Annotated in this window: 17 protein-coding genes; 7 read left to right on the top strand and 10 right to left on the bottom strand. The window is 70.2% G+C overall.

Going from position 1 to position 22,524, the window contains the following annotated elements; genetic code table 11:
• Positions 1–62 precede the first annotated feature (62 nt).
• From ACWD4J_RS17515 to ACWD4J_RS17530, 4 genes are all read right to left on the bottom strand, one after another.
• Positions 63–2,303, bottom strand: coding sequence for a serine/threonine-protein kinase (locus ACWD4J_RS17515; RefSeq protein ID WP_451396262.1), 2,241 nt, complete (start codon positions 2,301–2,303; stop codon positions 63–65).
• A 184-nt stretch (positions 2,304–2,487) separates the two neighbouring features.
• Positions 2,488–3,459, bottom strand: a complete 972-nt coding sequence (locus ACWD4J_RS17520) for a pirin family protein (protein WP_451396263.1) — start codon at positions 3,457–3,459, stop codon at positions 2,488–2,490.
• 105 nt (positions 3,460–3,564) lie between these two features.
• Positions 3,565–6,261, bottom strand: a complete 2,697-nt coding sequence (locus ACWD4J_RS17525) for a SpoIIE family protein phosphatase (RefSeq protein WP_451396264.1) — start codon at positions 6,259–6,261, stop codon at positions 3,565–3,567.
• 93 nt (positions 6,262–6,354) lie between these two features.
• A complete protein-coding gene (locus tag ACWD4J_RS17530) occupies positions 6,355–6,810 on the bottom strand; it encodes an SseB family protein (RefSeq protein ID WP_067274313.1) in 456 nt (151 codons plus the stop codon).
• 206 nt (positions 6,811–7,016) lie between these two features.
• Between ACWD4J_RS17530 and ACWD4J_RS17535 the strand changes: the two genes are divergently transcribed.
• From ACWD4J_RS17535 to ACWD4J_RS17550, 4 genes are all read left to right on the top strand, one after another.
• The gene (locus tag ACWD4J_RS17535) at positions 7,017–8,843 is read left to right on the top strand and encodes an acyl-CoA dehydrogenase (protein WP_451396265.1); all 1,827 of its coding nucleotides are present in this window, start codon (positions 7,017–7,019) and stop codon (positions 8,841–8,843) included.
• Positions 8,844–8,928: 85 nt separating this feature from the next.
• Positions 8,929–10,233 carry a M18 family aminopeptidase gene (locus ACWD4J_RS17540; protein ID WP_451396266.1) on the top strand — a complete coding sequence of 435 codons (1,305 nt, stop codon included), beginning with the start codon at positions 8,929–8,931 and terminating at the stop codon, positions 10,231–10,233.
• A gap of 145 nt (positions 10,234–10,378) precedes the next feature.
• Positions 10,379–12,004, top strand: a complete 1,626-nt coding sequence (locus tag ACWD4J_RS17545; protein WP_451396267.1) for a hypothetical protein — start codon at positions 10,379–10,381, stop codon at positions 12,002–12,004.
• A gap of 103 nt (positions 12,005–12,107) precedes the next feature.
• Positions 12,108–12,329, top strand: a complete 222-nt coding sequence (locus ACWD4J_RS17550; RefSeq protein ID WP_451396268.1) for a DUF6458 family protein — start codon at positions 12,108–12,110, stop codon at positions 12,327–12,329.
• Between the two features lie 136 nt (positions 12,330–12,465).
• On the opposite strand, the gene ACWD4J_RS17555 is transcribed toward ACWD4J_RS17550, so the two are convergent.
• Positions 12,466–14,310 (bottom strand): thioredoxin-like domain-containing protein, encoded by a 1,845-nt coding sequence (locus ACWD4J_RS17555; RefSeq protein WP_451396269.1) that lies wholly within the window; start codon positions 14,308–14,310, stop codon positions 12,466–12,468.
• A 121-nt stretch (positions 14,311–14,431) separates the two neighbouring features.
• On the opposite strand from ACWD4J_RS17555, the gene ACWD4J_RS17560 reads away from it, so the two are divergent.
• The gene (locus ACWD4J_RS17560) at positions 14,432–14,926 is read left to right on the top strand and encodes an LURP-one-related/scramblase family protein (RefSeq protein WP_451396270.1); all 495 of its coding nucleotides are present in this window, start codon (positions 14,432–14,434) and stop codon (positions 14,924–14,926) included.
• A 45-nt stretch (positions 14,927–14,971) separates the two neighbouring features.
• Here the strand turns inward: ACWD4J_RS17560 and ACWD4J_RS17565 are convergent, their stop codons facing one another.
• A complete protein-coding gene (locus tag ACWD4J_RS17565) occupies positions 14,972–15,766 on the bottom strand; it encodes a carbon-nitrogen family hydrolase (RefSeq protein WP_451396271.1) in 795 nt (264 codons plus the stop codon).
• 150 nt (positions 15,767–15,916) lie between these two features.
• Between ACWD4J_RS17565 and ACWD4J_RS17570 the strand changes: the two genes are divergently transcribed.
• Entirely contained in the window at positions 15,917–16,741 is an 825-nt protein-coding gene (locus tag ACWD4J_RS17570) for a maleylpyruvate isomerase family mycothiol-dependent enzyme (protein WP_451396272.1), read from the top strand.
• 35 nt (positions 16,742–16,776) lie between these two features.
• On the opposite strand, the gene ACWD4J_RS17575 is transcribed toward ACWD4J_RS17570, so the two are convergent.
• Both ACWD4J_RS17575 and ACWD4J_RS17580 read right to left on the bottom strand, forming a co-directional pair.
• Positions 16,777–18,102, bottom strand: coding sequence for an MFS transporter (locus ACWD4J_RS17575; RefSeq protein ID WP_451396273.1), 1,326 nt, complete (start codon positions 18,100–18,102; stop codon positions 16,777–16,779).
• Positions 18,099–18,788 carry a GntR family transcriptional regulator gene (locus ACWD4J_RS17580; RefSeq protein WP_451396274.1) on the bottom strand — a complete coding sequence of 230 codons (690 nt, stop codon included), beginning with the start codon at positions 18,786–18,788 and terminating at the stop codon, positions 18,099–18,101. Before ACWD4J_RS17580 ends, ACWD4J_RS17575 begins: the two co-directional genes overlap by 4 nt.
• A gap of 206 nt (positions 18,789–18,994) precedes the next feature.
• On the opposite strand from ACWD4J_RS17580, the gene ACWD4J_RS17585 reads away from it, so the two are divergent.
• The gene (locus tag ACWD4J_RS17585; protein WP_451396275.1) at positions 18,995–19,933 is read left to right on the top strand and encodes a D-alanyl-D-alanine carboxypeptidase family protein; all 939 of its coding nucleotides are present in this window, start codon (positions 18,995–18,997) and stop codon (positions 19,931–19,933) included.
• Positions 19,934–20,006: 73 nt separating this feature from the next.
• Here the strand turns inward: ACWD4J_RS17585 and ACWD4J_RS17590 are convergent, their stop codons facing one another.
• Complete coding sequence (locus tag ACWD4J_RS17590; protein ID WP_451396276.1) at positions 20,007–21,533, bottom strand: dihydrolipoamide acetyltransferase family protein; 1,527 nt, start codon at positions 21,531–21,533, stop codon at positions 20,007–20,009.
• A 10-nt stretch (positions 21,534–21,543) separates the two neighbouring features.
• Complete coding sequence (locus tag ACWD4J_RS17595) at positions 21,544–22,524, bottom strand: alpha-ketoacid dehydrogenase subunit beta (RefSeq protein WP_451396277.1); 981 nt, start codon at positions 22,522–22,524, stop codon at positions 21,544–21,546.

A 22,524-nucleotide genomic window follows, 5' to 3' on the forward strand; every position in this document is an offset into this window, starting at 1 on the left:
CGGCGCGCCTGCGGCCTCCGGCCGGGTGACGGTCAGTCAGCTGGGCGGTGCCCGGGACGGGCTCAGTCGTACGCCTTCAGGCACAGCAGCGTCGCGCCGTCGTCGACCTTCGTGGACCAGTAGGTGTTGGCGTCGTACTGCCCGTGGCGGCAGACCTCGGCGCCGGCACCCGCCGTCGCCCGGTAGATGTCCGTGACGACCAGGATCTCGTTGTACGCGGCGGGAACCATCCGGTCCGTGCAGTTCGGGGACGACAGCATCGCGACGGCACTGACCTCGTTGCCCTCGTGCTTGGCGAGCAGGCAGTCACCCTGGTGGTACTGGCCGGTGAGGCAGAGCGCGGTCCGCTCGCCGCTGCTGGGGGAGTAGTACGACCAGGTGGCCTTGCCCACGCCGGACGCGCAGTCGCCCGTGGTGCCGGTGACTTTCACGCGTGTCCCGTCGTAGCCGCAGGGCGTCGTGTTCGGCTCCTCTTCGCTCCAGTCGTACTTGGTGAGGCCTCCGTAACCGGTGTCGACGACGTCCAGGCAGTCCCCGTACGAGACGGCCTTGAAGGCGTCTTCGGTGGGGTCGGGCTCGGGGGAGCTGGTCTCCGGTGAGGGTTCGGGCTCAGGCTCGGTGTCGGTGTCGGTGCCGGTGCCAGTGCCGGTGCCGTCGGAGCCGCCGCTCGACGAACTGGAGGAAGTGTCGGTGTCTGTGTCGCTGCCGCTGTCGCCGAGGCCGCTGGTGCCGCCACTGCCGGAGAGGGTGTATCCCGAGGTGGGGCTGCTCTCCGGGGTGTCGTCGTCCTTCTTGTCCCAGGGCTGCCAGATCAGGGCCACGACGATGAGCGCTGCCACGAGCAGGCCGCCCCAACCGTCCGAGGAACCCGATTTCTTCGCGGTGGGTTTCCTGGCCGCTGCGGGCTTCGGCGGGGCCTTGGACGGCGATGCCGGGCCGGTGCTCCTGTTCTTGGCGGAGGTCCCGGTCTTCTCGCGCGCCATGCGCTCGCGCTCCTTGGCCTGCCGCTCCTTCCGCTCGCGCTCCCTGCGCTGCGCCTCCCTCCGCTCGCGTTCCTTCTGCTGCTTCTCCTTCCTCTCCTGTTCCTTGCGCTCCCGCTCCCTGCGTTCTGCCTCTTCCTTCCGCGCTCGTTCCCTGCGCCTGCGCTCCTCCTCTTCCTGGCGCGCCAACTCCCGCGCCTGCGCCTCGGCCTGCTCCTCGGCCTGCGCCCGCACCAAGGCGTCCCGCTGCTTGCGCAGGGCCTCCAGTTGCTCGCGCATCTCGCTGATCGCCTCGTCCGAACCCCCCGGGGCGCCATCGGACTTCATCTGCGTCGGCGCCTCTGCCGCGTCGAAGTCCACTGAGCCGTCGTGAAGTTGGTGCCCCTGTTCCGCGTACTCCCCGATCAGCGCGGTCCACGCCTCCGGCAGCCACCGCTCGGCGCCCCGGTCCGCCGTCACCTGGTCGAGCCCGGCGAGGACGTCCCGCAGCACATCGGACGGAGCGGGACGACTCCCGGGGTCGACCTCCAGTAACGGAAGGATCAGCGGTTCCAGTTCCGGCGGCAGCCCGCTCGTGTCGACCTCGCCGCGCTGGACGAGGCCGAGAACCCCAATGGAGTGGTCGGTCTGCTCGTACGGCGGGCGGCCGACCGCGAGGAAGAAGAGCGTGGCCCCCAGGGAGTACATGTCGGACGCGGCGGTGGACTTCTTGCCGCACGCCTGTTCCGGCGACGTGAACGCGAAGGTACCGATGGTCGTCGTCGAACTGGTGTGGTCGTGGGCGTGCGAGATGCCGAAGTCGATGAGGCGGGGGCCGTCGTGGGGCAGCAGGATGTTCAAAGGTTTGACGTCCCGGTGGACGACCCCCCGGCCGTGCAGCTCGGCCAGCGCCCGCGCGGCCCCGGCCGCGACCCAGCGAACGGCGTCGACGGGCAACGTCCCGGCGCTGACGACGAGTTCGGCCAGGCTGGGCGCCGGAATGAACTCGATGGCGAGCCACGGACGCTCCGCCGTCGCGTCGGCGTCGAGCACCCTGGCGGTGTACGCGCTGTCGACCAGCCCCGCCAGCTCCACCTCGCGGGCGAACCGCTCCCGTTCCGGCCTGCTCACGATCCCCTCGGCGAGGAGCGTCTTGACCGCGACGAGCCCGTGGTCCACCACGGTTCCGGTGGGCCCGGCGGCGCTGGCGGGGGTCCCGGGCGCCTCCTGCCGGGCGAGATAGATACGGCCCATGCCGCCCGTGGCGATCCGCCGCAGCAGCCGGTAGGGCCCGAGACGCCGCGGATCGCCGGATCCGAGTGGATAGAGCTTCATTCCGGCCATGCGGCGTCACTCCCCACGTACGTCCCCCGTCCGTGCCGCTGTCCGCTCCGTGCACGCTACTTGCGCCCGTGCGACTGCGGGGTGCCCTACCGGCTGCTGCGGCAAGCCGGTACCGACAGCAAAACGCGGACGAGCCCCGTCCATATCCAGACGTGGCTCGTCCGCGCGTGGTTCCGGCGACCCCTTACAGTCCGCCCTCAGACATTCCGTGCACCGCCGGGACGGTACCGAGGCGGCCCTTCTGGAAGTCCTCGAAGGCCTGCTGGAGCTCCTCGCGGGTGTTCATCACGAACGGCCCGTAGTGCGCCATCGGCTCGCGGATCGGCTGCCCGCCGAGCAGCACGACCTCGAGGTCCGGCGTGTGCGAGTCCTGCTTCTCGTCCGCGCGGATCGTCAGCGACGAACCCGCACCGAAGACCGCGGTCTGCCCGGTGTGCACGGGACGCCGGTCCGTGCCGACCGTGCCGCGCCCGGCGAGGACGTACGCCAGGCCGTTGTAGTCCTCGCGCCACGGCAGGTTCGCCTCGGCGCCCGGCCTGATCGTGGCGTGAATCATCGTGATCGGGGTGTGCGTGATGCCGGGGCCCTCGTGCCCGTCGAGCGCACCCGCGATGATGCGCAGCAGCGCGCCGCCGTCCTCCGTGGTCAGCAGCTTGACCTGGCCACCGCGGATGTCCTGGTAGCGCGGGTCCTTCATCTTGTCCTTGGCGGGCAGGTTCACCCACAGCTGGAGGCCGTGGAAGAGGCCGCCGGACATGACCAGGGACTCGGGCGGAGACTCGATGTGGAGCAGACCGCTGCCGGCCGTCATCCACTGCGTGTCACCGTTGGTGATGGTGCCGCCACCGCCGTTGGAGTCCTGGTGGACGAAGGTGCCGTCGATGATGTACGTGACGGTTTCGAAGCCCCGGTGCGGGTGCCACGGCGTGCCCTTCGGCTCGCCCGGCGCGTACTCCACCTCACCCATCTGGTCCATCATGATGAACGGGTCCAGGTACTTGTAGTTGATCCCGGCGAACGCACGGCGCACCGGGAAGCCCTCGCCCTCGAAACCGCTCGGTGCCGTCGTCACCGCGAGCACGGGACGGGCCACGGCGTCCGCCGGCGCCACCACACGGGGCAGGGTCAGCGGGTTCTCGATCGTCACTGCAGGCATGTCGGGACCTCCTTTACCCACACATTAGTTGAACGTAGAACTTTCTGCCACCCCACAACGGCGCCGGCCCGGAGGTAATTCCCTCCGGGCCGCGCGTGCCGCCGTTCAACTCACGGGGAGATCCTGTTCGGCCCAGATGATCTTGCCGGAGCGTATGTGGCGGGTGCCCCATCGCTGGGTGAGCTGGGCCACCAGGAGCAGGCCGCGCCCGCCCTCGTCGAAGACGCGTGCCCGGCGCAGGTGCGGGGTGGTGTCGCTGCCGTCGGAGACCTCGCAGCTGAGGCTGCGGCCGTGGATCAGCCGGAGCTTGACCGGGGGACGGCCGTAGCGGATGGCGTTCGTGACGAGCTCGCTGACCACGAGCTCGGTGGTGAAGACCGCTTCGTCGAGCCCCCACGCGGTCAGCTGGGCGGCGGCCTTCTGCCGCGCCTGAGCGACCATCGCCGGGTCCGACGGAACGTCCCACGAGGCGACCTGATCGGCCCCCAGGGCCCGGGTGCGGGCGATGAGCAGCGCGACGTCGTCATCGGTACGGGCAGCCGGCAGCAACGCCTCGAGCACGTTGCCGCAGACGCCGTCCAGAGATTCGGCGGGCCTGGCGAGGGCACGGCGGAGCGACGCGGTGCCCTCGTCGGTGTCGTGCCCCCGCCTCTGCAGCAGGCCGTCGGTGTAGAGGGCCAGCAGGCTGCCCTCGGGCAGTTCGACCTCGGCGACCTCGAAGGGCAGGCCGCCCACGCCGAGGGGCGGGCCGGCGGGGAGTTCGAGCATGTCTGCGCGCCCGTCCGGAGTGACCACGACGGGCAGGGGGTGACCCGCGCGCGCCAGGGTGCAGCGGCGGGACACCGGGTCGTAGACGGCGTAGAGGCAGGTGGCAGCGGTGCTCTCGGATCCGTCCGGGTCTGCGGCACCGTCCATGGGCGCGCGCAGGACGACGTCGTCGAGGTGCGTGAGCAGCTCGTCGGGCGGGAGGTCCATGTCGGCCAGCGTCCGCATCGCGGCACGCATCCGGCCCATCCTGGCTGACGCCTGCATCCCATGGCCCACGACGTCGCCGACGACCAGGGCGACGCGGGCACCGGACAGCGGGATGACGTCGAACCAGTCGCCGCCCACGTCTGCCTGCGCGGGCAGATAGCGGTAGACGGCCTCCACGGCGTCCTGCTCGGGCAGCTCGCGGGGCAGCAGGCTGCGCTGCAGGGTGACGGCCATGCGGTGTTCGCGGGTGTAGCGGCGGGCGTTGTCGATGCTGACGGCGGCGCGGGCTGCCAGCTCCTCCGCGATGGCGAGGTCCTCGTCCTCGAAGGGCTCGGGCTTCTCGGAGCGCCAGAAGCCGGCCACTCCGATGACGGTGTCGCGGGCGCACAACGGGGCGGCGATGAAGGAGTGGATACCGAACGCGGTGATCCGCGCGGCACGTTCGGCGTCCCGTGCCAGGAACCCGGGAGCATTGCGCAGGTCCGGCTCGATGAAGGCACGTACGGCGTCCTGCCCTGCTGTCCGCGGCATGACGGAATCGAAGGGGCCGAGACGGCCCACCGGGTAGAGGGGGTGGTCGTCCCGGATGCCGGCGACGGCGGTGCGCCGCAGCTCCTCGGTGCCCGTCGGCTCCTCACCGCGCAGCACAGGCTCCGCCAGATCGACGGTGACGAAGTCGGCGAACCGCGCCACCACGGCCTCGGCCAGCTCCTCGGCGGTCCGGGTCACCTCCAGAGTGGTGCCGATGCGCACTCCGGCGTCGTAGAGGAGCTTGAGGCGGGCCCGTGCCGCCTCCGCCCTGCCGGACAACGCCTGCAGCTCGGTGGAGTCCCGCAGTGTCGTGACGCTGCCGGCGGGCTCCCCGTACCGTTCGATGGGCCGCTGGTTGATCGCGAGCAGCCGGTCACCCGTCAGATGCACCGCGTCCGTGACCTCGCAGCCCGATGTCAGGAGCCGGGCGGTCTCCGGGTCGAGGCCGAGCTCCTCGACGCGCCGGCCCTCGGCGTCGGGAGGAAGGGCCAGGAGCCGCTCGGCCTCGTCGTTGGCGAGCATCAGGCAACGGTTCTCGTCGAGGATGAGGACGCCTTCGCGTACGGAGTGCAGGACCGCGTCGTGGTGCTCGTACATCCGGGTTATCTCGGCCGGGCCGAGACCGTGGGTCTGGCGCCACAGGCGTCGGCTGAGCAGCGCCGCCCCTCCCGCGGTGACCACCACCGCGGCGGCCGCGATGCCCAGCACCTCGGGTATCCGCCGGGCGGCCGTGCCGTTGACGGTCTGGAAGGTGACCCCGGCGATCACCACGCCGATCACCGTGCCCCGGGCGTCCTTGACCGGCGTGTTGGCCCTGATCTGCGGGCCCAGTGTCCCGCTGCCCTCGTCTATGAACGTCCGCCCGCTTGCCACCACGGCCGCGATGTCGCCGGTGGAGGGCTGCCCGATCTCATGCGGGTTCGGGTGGGTGTAGCGGATTCCGCGCCGGTCGGTGATGACGACGAAGTCGACTCCGGAGGCCTTTCTGATCGCTTCGGCCCGCGGCTGGAGCACCGCGGTGGGATCCGGGGACGACAGAGCCTGCTCGATGCCGGGCGCGTGGGCGAGGCTCTCGGCCACGGCGACCGAGCGCCTGACGGCCTCGCGCCGGCTGTCGTGCTGGGCTTCGAGCAGGAGCAGGGCGGAGGCGCCGACAGCGAGCAGCAGGACGACCACCAGCTGGAACACGAGCATCTGGCCCACGACGCTGCGTACGCCCAACGCCGAGAGGTGACCCTTCCGGCGAGCGCGCCCGGCCCTGTCGAGCGACGGACACCCCACCCGAGAATGGGGCATTGCACCCATATATCCGTTCTACCCCTGTGAAGGGTGTGGCGACAGGCGTGCGCGCCCTCGCAGTCGACCAGGGCGCCGAGCCGTACCTCGCGACTAGCCGTACATCCGGCGCATCGCGAAGTCCACCATCTGCTCGACCGCCTTGGCGTCGAAGACCATCCGGTGCTCACCCTCCATGTCGAGGACGAAGCCGTAGCCGGTGGGCAGCAGATCGATCACCTCGGCGCCGGTGATCACGAAGTACTTGGACTCCTTGCCGGCGTACCTGCGCAGCTGCTTGAGCGAGGTGAACATCGGGATCACGGGCTGCTGCGTGTTGTGCAGCGCGAGGAAGCCCGGGTTGTCACCGCGCGGGCAGTAGACCTTCGAGGTCGCGAAGATCTGCTGGAAGTCCTCGGCGGACATCGACCCCGTGGTGAAGGCCCGCACCGCGTCCGCGAGGGAGGGTGGCGACGGCTCGGGGTAGAGCGGCGGCTGCTGGCCGTACCCCTGCTGGGGCGGCGGGGCGTACTGCTGCTGGGCGCCCTGGTTCTGCTCGTACCCGTACATGGCCCACAGCGTACCGAGAGCACCGGGGCGGGCGGGCGGATCGGTGCGGGCCCGGCCGGGAGCCGGCGGTACCGGGGTGCGGCACGCGTAACGCGTCACAGATGCCCGTTAGGGGTTGCTTCTTATTACCGGCGGGTAGCATCATCGTAGCTACTTGCTGGTACGTGTATGAGGAACCCTCCCGAACTGCTAACGGAGCCGTCGCCATGGGGCACTACAAGTCGAATCTCCGCGACATCGAGTTCAACCTCTTCGAGGTGCTCGGCCGCGACAAGCTGTACGGCACCGGCCCGTTCGCGGAGATGGACACCGACACCGCCAAGAGCATCCTCGAGGAGCTGACCCGGCTCGCCGAGAACGAGCTGGCCGAGTCCTTCGCGGACGCCGACCGCAACCCGCCGGTGTTCGACCCGGAGACGAACACCGCGCCGGTCCCGGCGTCCTTCAAGAAGAGCTACAAGGCCTTCATGGACTCCGAGTACTGGCGGCTCGGCCTGCCCGAGGAGATCGGCGGTACGACTGCTCCCCCGTCCCTGATCTGGGCGTATGCGGAGCTGATCCTCGGCTCGAACCCGGCCGTGTGGATGTACTCCTCCGGCCCGGCGTTCGCCGGCATCCTCCACAGCGAGGGCAACGAGGTCCAGAAGAAGATCGCGCAGATAGCGGTCGAGCGCACCTGGGGCTCCACGATGGTGCTCACCGAGCCGGACGCCGGTTCGGACGTGGGCGCGGGCCGCACCAAGGCGATCCAGCAGGAGGACGGCTCCTGGCACATCGAGGGCGTGAAGCGCTTCATCACATCCGGTGAGCACGACATGGAGGAGAACATCCTCCACTACGTCCTCGCCCGTCCCGAGGGCCACGGCCCCGGCACCAAGGGCCTGTCCCTCTTCCTCGTCCCGAAGTACCTCTTCGACTTCGAGACCGGCGAGCTGGGCGAGCGCAACGGCGTCTACGCCACGAACGTCGAGCACAAGATGGGCCTGAAGGCCTCCAACACCTGCGAGATGACCTTCGGCGACCGTCACCCCGCCAAGGGCTGGCTGATCGGCGACAAGCACGACGGCATCCGCCAGATGTTCCGCATCATCGAGTTCGCCCGCATGATGGTCGGCACGAAGGCGATCTCCACGCTCTCGACGGGCTACCTCAACGCCCTCGAGTACGCCAAGGAGCGCGTCCAGGGCCCCGACCTGGCGAACTTCATGGACAAGACCGCGCCCAAGGTCACCATCACGCACCACCCGGACGTGCGCCGCTCGCTGATGACGCAGAAGGCGTACGCGGAGGGCATGCGCGCCCTCGTCCTCCACACCGCCTCCGTGCAGGACGCGATCGCCGTCAAGGAGGCCGCGGGCGAGGACGCGAAGGACCTGCACGCCCTCAACGACCTGCTCCTGCCGATCGTGAAGGGCTACGGCTCCGAGAAGGGCTACGAGCAGCTCGCCCAGTCCCTGCAGACCTTCGGCGGCTCCGGCTTCCTGCAGGAGTACCCGATCGAGCAGTACATCCGCGACGCCAAGATCGACACCCTCTACGAGGGCACGACCGCGATCCAGGGCCAGGACTACTTCTTCCGGAAGATCGTCCGTAACCAGGGCGCCGCGCTGAACTCGCTCGCCGAGGACATCAAGAAGTTCCTCGCGGTCGGCACCGGCGGCGACGAGCTGGCCGCGGCCCGCGACTCGCTCGCCAAGGCGGCCGTCGAGCTGGAGGCGATCGTCGGCGTCATGCTGACCGACCTCGCCGCCACCGAGCAGGACGTCAAGAACATCTACAAGGTCGGCCTCAACACCACCCGCCTGCTGCTGGCCTCGGGTGACGTGGTCGTCGGCTACCTGCTGCTGCGCGGGGCGGCCGTCGCCGCCGAGAAGCTGGAGACCGCCTCCGCGAAGGACAAGGCGTTCTACACCGGCAAGATCGCGGCCGCGAAGTTCTTCGCCGCCAACATCCTGCCGGGCGTCGCCGTACAGCGTCAGCTGGCCGAGGCCGTCGAGCTGGACCTGATGGACCTCGACGAGGCAGCCTTCTAGTCGACCCGGCTACAGACGCCCCCCATGACGAGGGCCCGCTTCCCACCCCCGGGAGCGGGCCCTCGTACGTCGTTAAGGTGAACTCATGACCTCTCCCGCCCGCTTCGACCGCGGCCACACCGACGACCTCATGTCCTTCCTGGCGGCGAGCCCGTCGCCGTACCACGCCGTGGCGAGCGCCGCCGAGCGGCTGGAGAAGGCCGGCTTCCGGCAGGTCTCGGAGACCGACGCCTGGGACGGGTCGACCGGCGGGAAGTACGTGCTGCGGGGCGGCGCGATCATCGCCTGGTACGTGCCGGAGGGCGCCGCACCGCACACGCCGTTCCGGATCGTCGGCGCGCACACCGACTCCCCGAACCTGCGGGTCAAGCCCCTGCCCGACACCGGAGCGCACGGCTGGCGGCAGGTCGCGGTCGAGATCTACGGCGGACCGCTGCTCAACTCCTGGCTGGACCGCGACCTGGGCCTCGCCGGCCGGCTCTCGCTGCGCGACGGCTCGAGCGTGCTGGTCAACGTCGACCGGGCGCTGCTGCGCGTACCGCAGCTGGCCATCCACCTCGACCGGTCGGTGCACACCGAGGGCCTCAAGCTCGACAAGCAGAGACACCTCCAGCCGATCTGGGGCCTCGGCGACCCGGACGAGGGCGACCTGATCCGCTTCCTGGAGGAGGAGAACGGGCTCGCGGCGGGCGACGTCACCGGCTGGGACCTCATGGTCCACTCGATCGAGCGCCCCGCCTACCTGGGCCGCGACCGCGAGCTGATGGCCGGCCCGCGCCTGGACAACCTGCTGTCCGTACACGCGTGCACCGCGGCGCTCGCGGCGGTGGCGGGCGCCTCCGGGTCGGGCACCGACCTCCCGTACATCCCGGTGTTCGCCGCCTTCGACCACGAGGAGAACGGCTCGCAGTCCGACACTGGGGCCGACGGCCCGCTGCTCGGCTCGGTCCTGGAGCGGTCGGTCTTCGCGCGCGGCGGCTCCTTCGAAGACCGGGCGCGCGCCTTCGCCGGGACGGTGTGCCTGTCCTCCGACACCGGCCACGCCGTCCACCCCAACTACGCGGAGCGGCACGACCCGACGCACCACCCGCGCGCGAACGGCGGACCGATCCTCAAGGTCAACGTCAACAACCGCTACGCGACGGACGGTTCCGGCCGCGCCGTGTTCGCCGCGGCGTGCGACAAGGCGGGCGTTCCCTTCCAGTCCTTCGTCTCGAACAACTCGATGCCGTGCGGCACGACGATCGGCCCGATCACCGCCGCCCGGCACGGCATCAAGACCGTCGACATCGGCGTGGCGATCCTGTCGATGCACAGCGCCCGCGAACTGTGCGGGGCGGACGACCCGTACCTGCTGGCGAACGCGCTGGTGGCGTTCCTGGAGGGGTAGCCACCCGCACGCGCCCGTCCCCCCACGAAACAGTTGCTCATTACAGCTGTTCTGGACGTTCGCACGAGCGTACGATGCGCTGCGATCTTCAATGATCTACGGTCTCGTGGGGGGACTTCGCGTGAGAAGCGTCAGAAGAAAATCCTTGGTGCTCGCCTGTGCGTCGGTCGCGGCGGGCCTGCTGCTCGGGCCCGCTCCGGCGGCGCATGCGGCGGTGGCACCGGAACTGGTGTGGGCGGGAGGCGACGGCCCGGCCAGCGGTCTGGTGACACTGTCCGCGCAGTCCGACAGCGCGATCACCTCGATCACCGCGCATCTGTACGCGCCGGATGCCCCCGAGGGGGCCGAGGAGACCGCCCGGGTCAGCGACTTCACCCTCACGTCGGGCACCGACAAGCAGGGCGTCTGGAAGGCCACCAGCCCGCTGCGCCTCGCCGACCTCGGCACCTACCGCGTCGTGGTCGACCTGACGGACGCGGACGGGGACACCTCCACGACCGAAGGCAGCTACGGCTTCCCATACGTGCTCTCGGCCAACCTGACGGACTTCCAGGTCACGCCCGAGAACCCCGACTACGAGCACCAGGTCGTCTCCGTCTCCGGGCACTACACGATCACCGACCCGCGTACGGGCGAGACGACCCCGGCCGACGGCCAGGTGGATGTTTCCACGTCCAACTTGGGCGAGGTCAAGACGGCGCCGACCGACGCCGACGGCCAGTTCGCCGTCTCGTACACGCACACCGACGAGTACGGCGGCGTCGTCAGCCCCTGGCTGCGGCTCACGACCCCGGAGCCCATGTACCAGTACGGCGACAGCGTGTACCTGACGCCCGTCAAGTCGGACACGCGTGTGACCCTCGATGACACCGAACTGGACGTCAAGGAGGGGCAGGCGGCGACGATCTCCGGCCGGGCCGAGGTGTTCGCTGACGGGGCGTGGAAGCCGCTGACCGACGCCACGGTCGACGAGGTGTGGTCCAGCGACATGGGCGGCGCGGCGGCCCACCCCGTCACGGACTCCGACGGCCGCTTCTCCGGCTCACTGCTCATGTCGCGCACGGGCACGGTCGAGGTCCGGGTCCGCACCGGCACGTACCTCGGGACGAGCTCGCCGGGGACCGTCAAGGTCTACGTGGCCAGGAAGACGGCCATCAGCGGCTTCACCGTCAGCCTGAACAAGTACTCCGAGCTGACCGCCAAGGGCTCGCTGGTGACGGGCTCGAGCATCCCGACGGACGAGTACAACAAGGTCCAGCTGCAGTACTCGGCCGACGGGAAGACCGGCTGGAAGACCATGAAGACGGTCACGCCCGGCAACGCCGACGACCCGAAGACCGGCGCGCCGTTCAAGGGCACGTTCGACGCGCCCTACAAGGGCTACTACCGCGCGCACTTCGCGGGCAGCCGCACCTGGCAGGAGTCGTACAGCTCCGTCGTGTACGCCAAGCGCACCCGCACCAGGATCATCGACGGCAACGCGTCGCCCGAGCCTGTCCGCAAGGGGCGCACCATCACGGTGAAGGGCACGCTGCAGCACTACACCTCGTCCGCCTGGCGGGCCTATGCCGACCAGAAGGTCAAGATCCTCTTCCGCCCGAAGGGCTCCAGCACCTGGTACGACATGGGCAACACCACGACCCGCTCGAGCGGTTCCTTCAGCAAGGCCTTCACGGCCTCCAAGGACGGCACCTGGGTCGCGGTGCTCCTCTACCCGAACAGCACCCATCTGGTGAGCTCCGGACGGGAGGACTACGTCGACGTGATCTGAACTGCGCCGACTTGAGGTGAGCGAGCGCCTCCCGCATGGCCAACGAGGTCCCGGGTACCCGGAGTCGACCGGTACGACCAGACCTCACAGGGAGGCGACACTCATGGGCCTCGGCGGGTGCATCATCCTCATCGCCGTGGGAGCCATCCTCACGTTCGCGACCGACTGGGACATGAAGGGCGTCAACCTCGACGTCGTCGGGGTGATCCTCATGGCGGTCGGCTTCATCGGCGTGGCCACATTCAGCAGCATCGCAAGGCGCCGTCGGGTGCTGATGCCACCGGGTTCACCGATGGTGGAGGAAGAGCGGCACCACTACGAGTGACAGACCGCTGTACACCGCTGTGGGCAGGCGTTCCGCAGGGCTGGGGGCACCTCCCAGCGGTAGCTGGGGGAGGGTGGGCACAGCCCACGACGGCGGGCAACCCCTCAAGTGAGGGTGCCCACCCGTGGGCGTACGGTCAGCCCTCGTCCATGCCCGCCAGCACAAGCGGCAACCGCCCCACCCCGCCCGCCGCCAGGCGAACCGGCACACCCCAGTCCTGCTGGTGCACATGGCACGCCGGGTACTCATTGGCGGGATCGTCATCGCACGAGGCCGCCATCGCGGACACGTGCAGCACCCCCTCCGGCACTGAGGGGTTCAGCTCGAGCACACGGTCGAGATCCGTACCGGCCCCCTCGCCGGCGAGCAGCAGCTCGGCCGGCGTGGAGGAGACGAGCAGCCTCGTCGACGGCCCGTACCGGGTGTCCAGCTTCTGCCCGGCCGGCGCCTGGAAGATCACGTCCAGCTGGAGCTTCCCGGGAGCGACCTCGGTCGCGGCCCGCTGCGTCCGGTGGGCGACCGACTCGACACGCACGGCCTCCTCCGGCAGCCGCAGCCGCGTCAGCCGGTGCCGGGCCGACTCCACGACCACGATGTCCCCGGACTCGGCGAGCAGCACGGCGTCGCTCGGCTCCCGCAGATCGGTGGCGAGCGTGGTCACCTCGCCCGTCGCCGGGTCGTAGCGCCGCAGCGCGTGGTTGTACGTGTCGCTGACGGCGACGGAGCCGTCGGGGAGGGCGGTGACGCCGAGCGGGTGCTGGAAAAGGGCCTGGCCGGCGGCCCCGTCGCGGTGCCCGAAGTCGAACAGACCGGTACCGACGGCGGTGTGCACAGCACCGTCGAGGTCCACCCAGCGCAGGGCCGACGTCTCGGAGTCGGCGAGCCACAGCCGCTCCCCGTCCGCCGACACGGCAAGCCCGGACGGCTGCGCGAACCACGCCTCGGCGCCCGGCCCGTCGACCAGGCCCTCGTTGGTCGTGCCCGCCGCGACGGCCACGCTCGCGTCCTTCGGGTCGTACGTCCACAGCTGGTGGACACCGGCCATGGCGATCCACACCTTGCCGCCGAAGACGGCCACGTCCCAGGGGGACGAGAGGTCGACCTCGCGGGCCGGGCCGCTGGTCGGCGAGCCCTGCCACCACTGGCGGCCGGTCCCGGCGAGCGTCGTGACCGCGCCCGTCGTGAGGTCGAGACGGCGCAGCGCGTGGTTCACGGTGTCGGCGACGACGACCGCCGCCCCGTCGTCGATGAGGGCGAGTCCCTGCGGCTCGCTGAAGGCCGCCGCGTCCGCCGGCCCGTCGGCGAAACCGCGCTCGCCCGAGCCGATGCGCCGTACGACGCTCTCACCGTCGGCGGCCAGCTCCACCAGCTGGTGCCGGGTCGTGTCGCTGACCAGGAAGTTCCCGGACGGCAGGAGCAGCGCCTTGCCGGGGAAGCGCAGATCGGTCGCGACGGGCTCCGGCGGTACGTAGGGCCCGTCGCCGCGGCGCAGCGTGCCCTTCGCCTCGTGCTCGGCCTCCAGCTCCTCGACGAGCTTCTCGATCGCGTGCGCATGGCCCTCGCCGGCGTGCTGCGCGACGACGTACCCCTCGGGGTCGATGACGACGAGGGTCGGCCAGGCACGGACCGCGTACTGCTTCCAGGTGGCGAGCTCGGGGTCGTCGAGGACCGGGTGCTCCACGCCGTACCGCTCGACGGCGTCCACGACGGCCTGGTGCTCGGCCTCGTGCACGAACTTCGGCGAGTGCACACCGATGATCACGACGGTGTCGCGGTGCTTCTCCTCGAGCTCACGCAGCTCGTCCAGAACATGCAGGCAGTTGATGCAGCAAAAGGTCCAAAAATCCAAAACGACGATGCGTCCCCGCAGGTCAGCGAGGGTGTACTGCTGGTCGCCCGTGTTGAGCCAGCCGCCCTTGCCGATCAGCTCGGGGGCACGGACACGGGCGCGGCGCGGCTGCGCGGAGGAGACGTCGTTCATCCTTCAAGGGTGCCATCACCCGAGAGCGTGCCCGGTCGTGGCGTCCCCATGGGCGGGAATCTCGTCGTCCGTCGGCGTACCTGCGGCGTTTCACGTCAGCCGGTGGGGAACCCCTGAGCGCATGAGATACCTCGTACGCGACCGGATCCTGGGCATCGGTGACGACTACTGGATCGAGGACGACCAGGGCGGCAGGGCGTTCCTCGTCGACGGCAAGGCGTTGCGGCTGCGGGACACCTTCGAACTGAAGGACCCGGTGGGCCGGGTGCTGATCGTCATCCGGAAGAAGCTGATCGCGCTGCGCGACACGATGGTGATCGAGCGGGACGGCGAACCCCTGGCCACGGTGAAGCGCAAACGGCTGTCGCTCCTGCGCGACCACTACCGCGTGGTCCTGGCGGACGGCACCGAAATGGACGTCAGCGGCAAGATCCTGGACCGCGAGTTCACTGTCGAAGGCGACGGCCGGACCCTCGCCCGCATCTCGCGCCGCTGGCTGCACGTGCGCGAGACGTACGGCGTCGAGGTGCTGGACGAGCAGGCGGACGCACCCCTGCTGATCGCGATCACGGTGTGCGTGATCCAGCTGGCGGGCAGGGAACGGGGCGCGGGGTGACGGAGCGCCGTCACTCGGTCCCCTCGCACCACCGCTTCGGCGACGTCAGCGGCGTGGCACGTCCATTCCCAGCACCCGGTCCTTCAGCGCCGGGAACTGCTCACGGGTCGTGGACACGCGGCCCGGGTCGAACTCCACGGTGAGGACCTCCTCGCCGGCCCCGGCCTCGGCCAGCACCTCGCCCCAGGGGTCGACGACGATGCTGTGGCCCGCCTGGGGCACCCCCGCGTGCGTACCGGCAGTCCCGCACGCGAGCACGAACGCCTGGTTCTCCACGGCTCGCGCCTGGGCGAGCAGCGTCCAGTGGGACCGCCGCCGCTCCGGCCAGCCCGCGGAGATCACCAGCAGCTCGGCGCCCGCGTCGACCAGCCCCCGGAACAGTTCGGGGAAGCGGAGGTCGTAGCAGGTGGCGAGGCCGGCCGTGGTGCCCGGCAGCCGCACCGTCGTAAGGCTGCTGCCCGCGCCCATCAGCACGGCCTCGCCCTTGTCGAAGCCGAAACGGTGGATCTTGCGGTAGGCGGCGGCGAGCTGCCCGTCGGGGGAGAAGACGAGCGAGGTGTTGTAAAGGGGGCCGTCAGGGGCCCTCTCCGGGATCGATCCGGCGTGCAGCCACACACCCGCATCGCTCGCGGCCTTGGCCATCACCTCGTACGTCGGGCCCTCCAGGGGCTCCGCCTCAGCGGCGAACGACTCGTACGCGAAGGCGCCCGTGGTCCACAGCTCGGGCAGCACGACGAGGTCGGCGCCCGCCTGTTCGCTCACCAGAGAGGCAACACGCCGCCGTCGCGAATCGACCGATTCGTTGTCGTCTACGCCGATCTGGATGAGCGAAGCGCGCACACTACCACCGTCCTGGCATTCGACCCGTCCACGCGGGCCTACGATCGTCACCCGAAAGCACTGCCGGGGTGCCTTCAGGCAGCGTAACTTAGCTGCCGAGCCTCCCACCCAGTTCCGTTCCGCCCGCGCACCAACCGCCCGAGGGGTCCCGTGAGTCTCCATCCCAGCCTTCAGACCTATGCCGACGCCTGGACCCACTCCGTGGAAGCGATAACCGAGCTGGTGCAGCCACTCGTGGAGGGGGAGTGGAACCGGGCGACCCCCTGCCCTGGCTGGTCGGTCCGGGACATCGTCTCCCACGTCATCGGCCTGGACTGCGAGATGCTCGGCGATCCGCGGCCGATCCACACGCTGCCGCGCGATCTGTACCACGTGAAGACCGAGCACCAGCGCTATATGGAGATGCAGGTCGATGTGCGGCGGCACCACACCGCACCCGAGATGACCTCCGAACTCGAGTACACGGTCATCCGCCGCGCGCGGCAGCTGCGCAACGAGGGCCGGCACCCGGAGGCCACGGTCCGCGGGCCGCTGGGCACCGAGCAGACCCTGGAGCACGCCATGCGGATGCGGGCGTTCGACATCTGGGTGCACGAGCAGGATCTGCGCGCGGCTCTCGGGCAGCCGGGCAACCTGGACTCCCCCGGCGCCTACGTCACCCGTGACCTGCTGCTGGCGGCCCTGCCCAAGGTGGTCGCCAAGGACGCGGGGGCGCCGGCGAGTTCGGCCGTCGTCTTCGACGTGCACGGTCCGGTGGACTTCCTGCGTACCGTCCGCGTGGACGCCGAGGGCCACGGCACGATCGACGGTGCCCCGTCTCTCGGGCCCGCCGTGACGCTCAGCATGGACTGGGAGACGTACTACCGCCTGGCCTGCGGCCGCGTACAGCCGCTGGACGTCGCGGACGACGTGAAGTCGGAGGGGGATCAGGACCTGGCGGCGGCGATCCTGCGGCACTTCGCGGTGACGCCGTAGTCATCGCGTAGTCACCGCTGTGAGGGTGCACGGGCCTACGCAGGCACGTGCACAGCCTCCACCCGGGAAGCCACCAACCGCTCCCGCTCCCGCCGAACCGCCCGTCTCCGCAACCGCAGCACCTGGCTCAGCCCCAGCGCCTGCAGAACGAAGAGCACCGAGAACGCCACGCGATAGTCGTCGCCGGTGGCGTCCAGCAGCACGCCCACCGCGAACAGCGTCGTCATGGAGGCGGTGAAGCCGCCCATGTTGACGATGCCGGACGCCGTGCCCTGCCGCTCCGGCGGGTTCGCCGGCCGCGCGAAGTCGAAACCGATCATCGAGGCCGGGCCGCACGCGCCGAGCACCATGCACAGGACGATCAGCAGCCACATGGGCGCGTGGTCGCCGGGGTATGCGAGCGTGACCGCCCAGGCCACCGCCGTCGCCACGACCGTGCCGAGCGCCAGCGGGGTGCGCGCCGCATGGTGCCGCGCGATGATCTGCCCGAACACGAGGCCGACCGCCAGGTTGGACACGACGACCAGGGTGAGCAGTTCGCCCGCCGTCGCACGGGACAGACCCTGCGCCTCGACGAGGAACGGCAGGCCCCACAGCAGCAGGAAGACCATCGCCGGGAACTGCGTCGTGAAGTGCACCCACATGCCGAGCCGGGTGCCGGGTTCGCGCCAGGCCGCGGCTATCTGGCGGCGCACGTACGCGGCGCCCTGGTGCGGCAGCGGCTCCGGTTCGTGTCCCTCGGGGTGGTCCTTGAGGAAGAGCGCCACCAGGACGAACACGACGACTCCGGCGAGCGCGCTGCCGCCGAACGCCGCGGTCCAGCCGACGCCCTGCAGCAGCTGGGCCAGCACCATCGTCGAGACGAGGTTGCCGGCCACACCGGCGAGGCCCGCGAGCTGCCCGACCAGCGGCCCCCGGCGGGCCGGGAACCAGCGGGTGCCAAGACGCAGGACGCTGATGAACGTCATCGCGTCGCCGCAGCCCAGCAGCGCCCGCGCGGCGAGCGCCGTCCCGTACGACGGGGCGAGCGCGAAGCCGAGCTGGCCGGCCGTGAAGAGGACGGAGCCCAGGGTCAGCACCTTCTTGGTGCCGAGCCGGTCGACCAGCAGGCCCACGGGTATCTGCATGCCCGCGTAGACGAGCAGCTGGAGGATCGAGAAGGTCGACAGCGCGGAGGCGTTGATGTGGAAGCGGTCGGCGGCGTCGAGGCCCGCGACGCCGAGGGACGTGCGGAAGATGACGGCGACGAAGTAGACGGAGACGCCGACCGACCAGACGGCGACGGCGCGCCTGCCGCCGGGCGGGTCGCCGGGCAGAAAACCCGCGGAGGACCCGGACGCAGAGGAGGCGGAGGAGCTCATCGGACCTCGCCCCGCGCCAGGTGGGAGAACCAGTCGACGTGCCGGTGGACGACGGCGACGGCCGCCTCGCCGTCGCCCGAGCGCAGGGCGTCGAGGATCTCCTGGTGCTCGACGAGGGTCTTGGCGACCCGGTCGGGGTGCGAGTGCAGCACGGCGACTCCCATCCTGAGCTGACGGTCACGCAGTTGGTCGTAGAGACGCGAGAGGATCTCGTTGCCGCCGCTGCGCACGATCTCGGCATGGAAGCAGCGGTCGGTGACCGCCGCCTCGGCCAGGTCTCCGGCCGCGGCCTGGGCCTTCTGCCGCTCCAGCAACTCCTCCAGGCGCGCGATGAGCTGGGGGGACGCGGGTACCGCCTTGCGCGCGGCGTGCTCCTCGACGAGCAGCCGGGTCTCGACGACGTCCGCGATCTCCTGGGCGGAGACGGGCAGGACCAGCGCGCCCTTCTTCGGATAGAGCTTGATGAGCCCTTCGACCTCCAGCCGGAGCAGCGCCTCGCGTACGGGCGTACGGGAGACGCCGACGGCCTCGGCGAGCTCGCCCTCGGTGAGCAGCGTCCCGCCTTCGTAACGCCGTTCCAGAACAGAGCTTTTGACGTGGTGGTAGACGCGGTCGGCGGCAGGCGGCTGCTTGATGGGTGCAGGTACGGGTGCGGAGGCGGCGGGCGATGACGGGCCTGAAGGCATGCGCACATCATAGATACAACACGTACGCAAGGTCGCGCCTCGTCCACGATGCGGACTGAAAAGCCCTCATCGTCCGATGTGTTGCGCACATCACAGACTTATGTCGATTTCCGTACATCCTTTTTGACCCGTCGATCGTCTGTGCGTGCGACGGCATTCTCATGTGCCGTTTCCTCAGAGGATTTCGCGCAACCGGAGCGTTCACTTTGATAACCGGCTTTAAAGGCAGGCGTATCCGCAGAGCCGCCGCCGTCGTCCTCACCATCGGCGCCGTGCTGGCGGGCGGCGCCCTTGCGGCGCCCGCGCAGGCCGCCACCGCGCCCACCAACAGTGCCAAGGGGGCCTACCTGCTGGACAGCGCGTCCGGCTCCCAGCTCTACAGCAAGTACGGCAACACCCGGCGGCCGATGGCCAGCACGACGAAGATCATGACGGCCCGTGTCGTCCTCAGCCAGACGAATCTGGACCTGGACCGCAAGGTCACCATTCGGCAGGCCTACCGCGACTACGTCACCGCGAAGGGCGCGAGCACCGCCGATCTCAAGACCGGTGACAAGGTCACCGTCCGCCAGCTGCTCTACGCGATGCTGCTGCCGTCCGGCTGCGACGCCGCCTACGCCCTCGCCGACACCTTCGGCAGCGGCGACACCCGCGCGGCGCGCGTGAAGTCGTTCATCGGCAAGATGAACAAGAAGGCCGAGTACCTGGGCCTGACCAACACCAAGTTCGACTCGTTCGACGGCATCTCCACGACCGGGAACAACTACACGACGCCGAAGGACCTCGCGAAGCTCGCACGCAGCGCGATGAACTACTCGACGTTCCGCACCGTCGTGAAGACCCAGAAGACCGTCCGGTACGCGACGACCAGCACCGGCGGCACCCGCACCTACACCTGGTACAACACCAACAAGCTGCTCGGCTCCTACACCGGAGCCGTCGGCGTGAAGACCGGCACCAGCTCGTCGGCCGGCCCGTGCCTGGTCTTCGCGGCCACGCGCGGCGACAGGACGCTCATCGGGGTCATGCTCAACGACGCCAACCGCTTCACGGACGCGGCGAAGCTGCTGGACTACGGCTTCGGAACGAACACCGCGTCGACGATGCAGCTGCGGACGCTGCCGAGCGGCGCACAGCAGGACTGACGTGTACGGCTCGAGGGGTGCCCAGCACCTCCGGACACCCCTCGAGCCGATCGGCCCTGCCTGATCTGGGCGGCTACGCCCAGGTGATCAGCCGCTTCGGCTGCTCCAGGATCGCCGCGACATCGGCCAGCACCTTCGAGCCGAGCTCGCCGTCGACCAGACGGTGGTCGAAGGACAGCGCGAGCGTGGTGACCTGCCGGGGCTTGACCTTGCCCTTGTGCACCCACGGCTGGAGCTTGATCGCACCGACCGCGAGGATCGCGGACTCGCCGGGGTTCAGGATGGGCGTACCGGTGTCGATGCCGAAGACACCGACGTTGGTGATGGTGACCGTGCCGCCCTGCATCGCGGCCGGGGAGGTCTTGCCATCCCGGGCCGTCGACACCAGCTCACCCAGCGCCCCGGCCAGCTCCGGCAGCGTCTTGGCGTGCGCGTCCTTGATGTTCGGCACGATCAGACCGCGGGGCGTTGCGGCGGCGATGCCCAGGTTGACGTAGTGCTTGAGCACGATCTCCTGGTTCGCCTCGTCCCAGGAGGCGTTGATCTCCGGGTTGCGGCGGATCGCGACGAGGAGGGCCTTGGCGATGAGCAGCAGCGGGTTGACCCGCAGACCGTCCAGCTCCTTGTCCTGCTTCAGCTCCTCGACCAGCTTCATCGTGCGCGTCACGTCGACCGTGACGAACTCCGTGACGTGCGGCGCGGTGAAGGCCGAGCCGACCATCGCCTGGGCGATGGCCTTGCGGACGCCCTTGACGGGGATACGGGTCTCGCGCGGGCCGTCGAACGAGACCGCGGGCGCCGGCACAGCGGCCGGGACGCGGGCCGGTACCGGAGCCGCGGGCGCGACCGGAACCTCGGTCACCGCCGGCTGCGGGGCCGGAGCGGCCGCCGCGTGCACGTCCTCGCGCGTGACGATCCCGCCGGGTCCGGTGGGCGTCACGGTCGCCAGGTCCACACCGAGGTCCTTGGCGAGCTTGCGGACGGGGGGCTTGGCGAGGGGCCGGGACTCGGTGATCTCAGCGCCGTGGCCGTTGAGCTCCGACTGCAGCGCGGCGGCGGCCTCCGCGGGCGCCGGCGGGTAGTACGGCTCCGCCGGTGCCGGCTGCTCGGACTGCCGTTCCGGCTGCTGCGCCGGAACACCCGCGGCCGGAACGCCGCCGGCGGGGACGCTCGCGCCCGGAACGCTCGTGCCCTTGCGGGGCCGCCGCTTCGTCGAGGACTGCGCGACCCCGTATCCGACGAGGACCGGCTGCCGTCCCTCCGGCTCGGCCTCATCGGCGGGCTCGGCGGGCGCCTCGGGCGCGGCCGCACCGGCGTCGGGTGCTCCCCCGCCCGCCACGTCCACGGAGATGATCACCTGTCCGACGTCCACCGTCGTGCCCTCCGGGAACCGCAGCTCCCGGACCACCCCGTCGTAGGGGATGGGCAGTTCCACGGCGGCCTTGGCGGTCTCGACCTCGCAGACCACCTGCCCGTCGGTGACCGTGTCACCCGGGCTTACGTACCACTTGAGGATCTCCGCCTCCGTGAGCCCCTCGCCCACGTCGGGCATCTTGAACTCGCGGACAGCGGTCGGCGAAGCGTCTGTCATCGTCGTCACGACCCTCTCCTCAGTACGCCAGCGAGCGGTCGACGGCGTCGAGCACCCGGTCCAGGCCCGGCAGGTACTCCTCCTCCAGGCGCGCCGGCGGATACGGGACGTGGTAGCCGCCGACCCGCAGCACGGGAGCCTCGAGGTGGTAGAAGCACCGCTCGGTGATGCGCGCGGCGATCTCCGCGCCCGTCCCCAGGAACACCGGGGCCTCGTGGACCACGACCAGGCGTCCGGTCTTCTCCACGGAGGTCTGCACGGAGTCGAAGTCGAGCGGCGACATGGAGCGCAGGTCCAGGACCTCCAGGGACTTGCCCTCCTCCTGCGCGGCGGCCGCGGCCTCCACGCAGACCTTCACCATCGGGCCGTACGCGACGAGCGTCAGATCCGTTCCCTGGCGCACGACGCGGGCCTTGTGGAGCTGGCCGGGGATCGCCTCGGTGTCGACCTCGCCCTTGTCCCAGTAGCGCCGCTTCGGCTCGAAGAAGATCACCGGGTCGTCACTCTGGATGGCCTGCTGCATCATCCAGTAGGCATCGGACGAGTTCGAAGGGGAGACCACCTTCAGGCCCGCCACGTGCGCGAACAGCGCCTCGGGGGACTCGGAGTGGTGCTCGACGGCGCCGATGCCGCCGCCGTACGGAATCCGGATGACGACCGGCAGCTTGACCTTGCCGAGCGAACGGGCGTGCATCTTCGCGAGCTGGGTGACGATCTGGTCGTACGCCGGGAAGACGAAGCCGTCGAACTGGATCTCCACCACCGGGCGGTAGCCGCGCAGGGCGAGGCCGATCGCCGTGCCGACGATGCCCGACTCGGCGAGCGGGGTGTCGATCACCCGGTCCTCACCGAAGTCCTTCTGCAGACCGTCCGTGACGCGGAAGACGCCGCCGAGCTTGCCGACGTCCTCGCCCATGATCAGGACCTTCGGGTCCGTCTCCAGCGCCGTGCGCAGCGATTCGTTGATCGCCTTGGCCAGGGCCATCTTCTCTGCGGGCAT

The sequence above is a fragment of the Streptomyces sp. NPDC002577 genome (assembly GCF_053594815.1).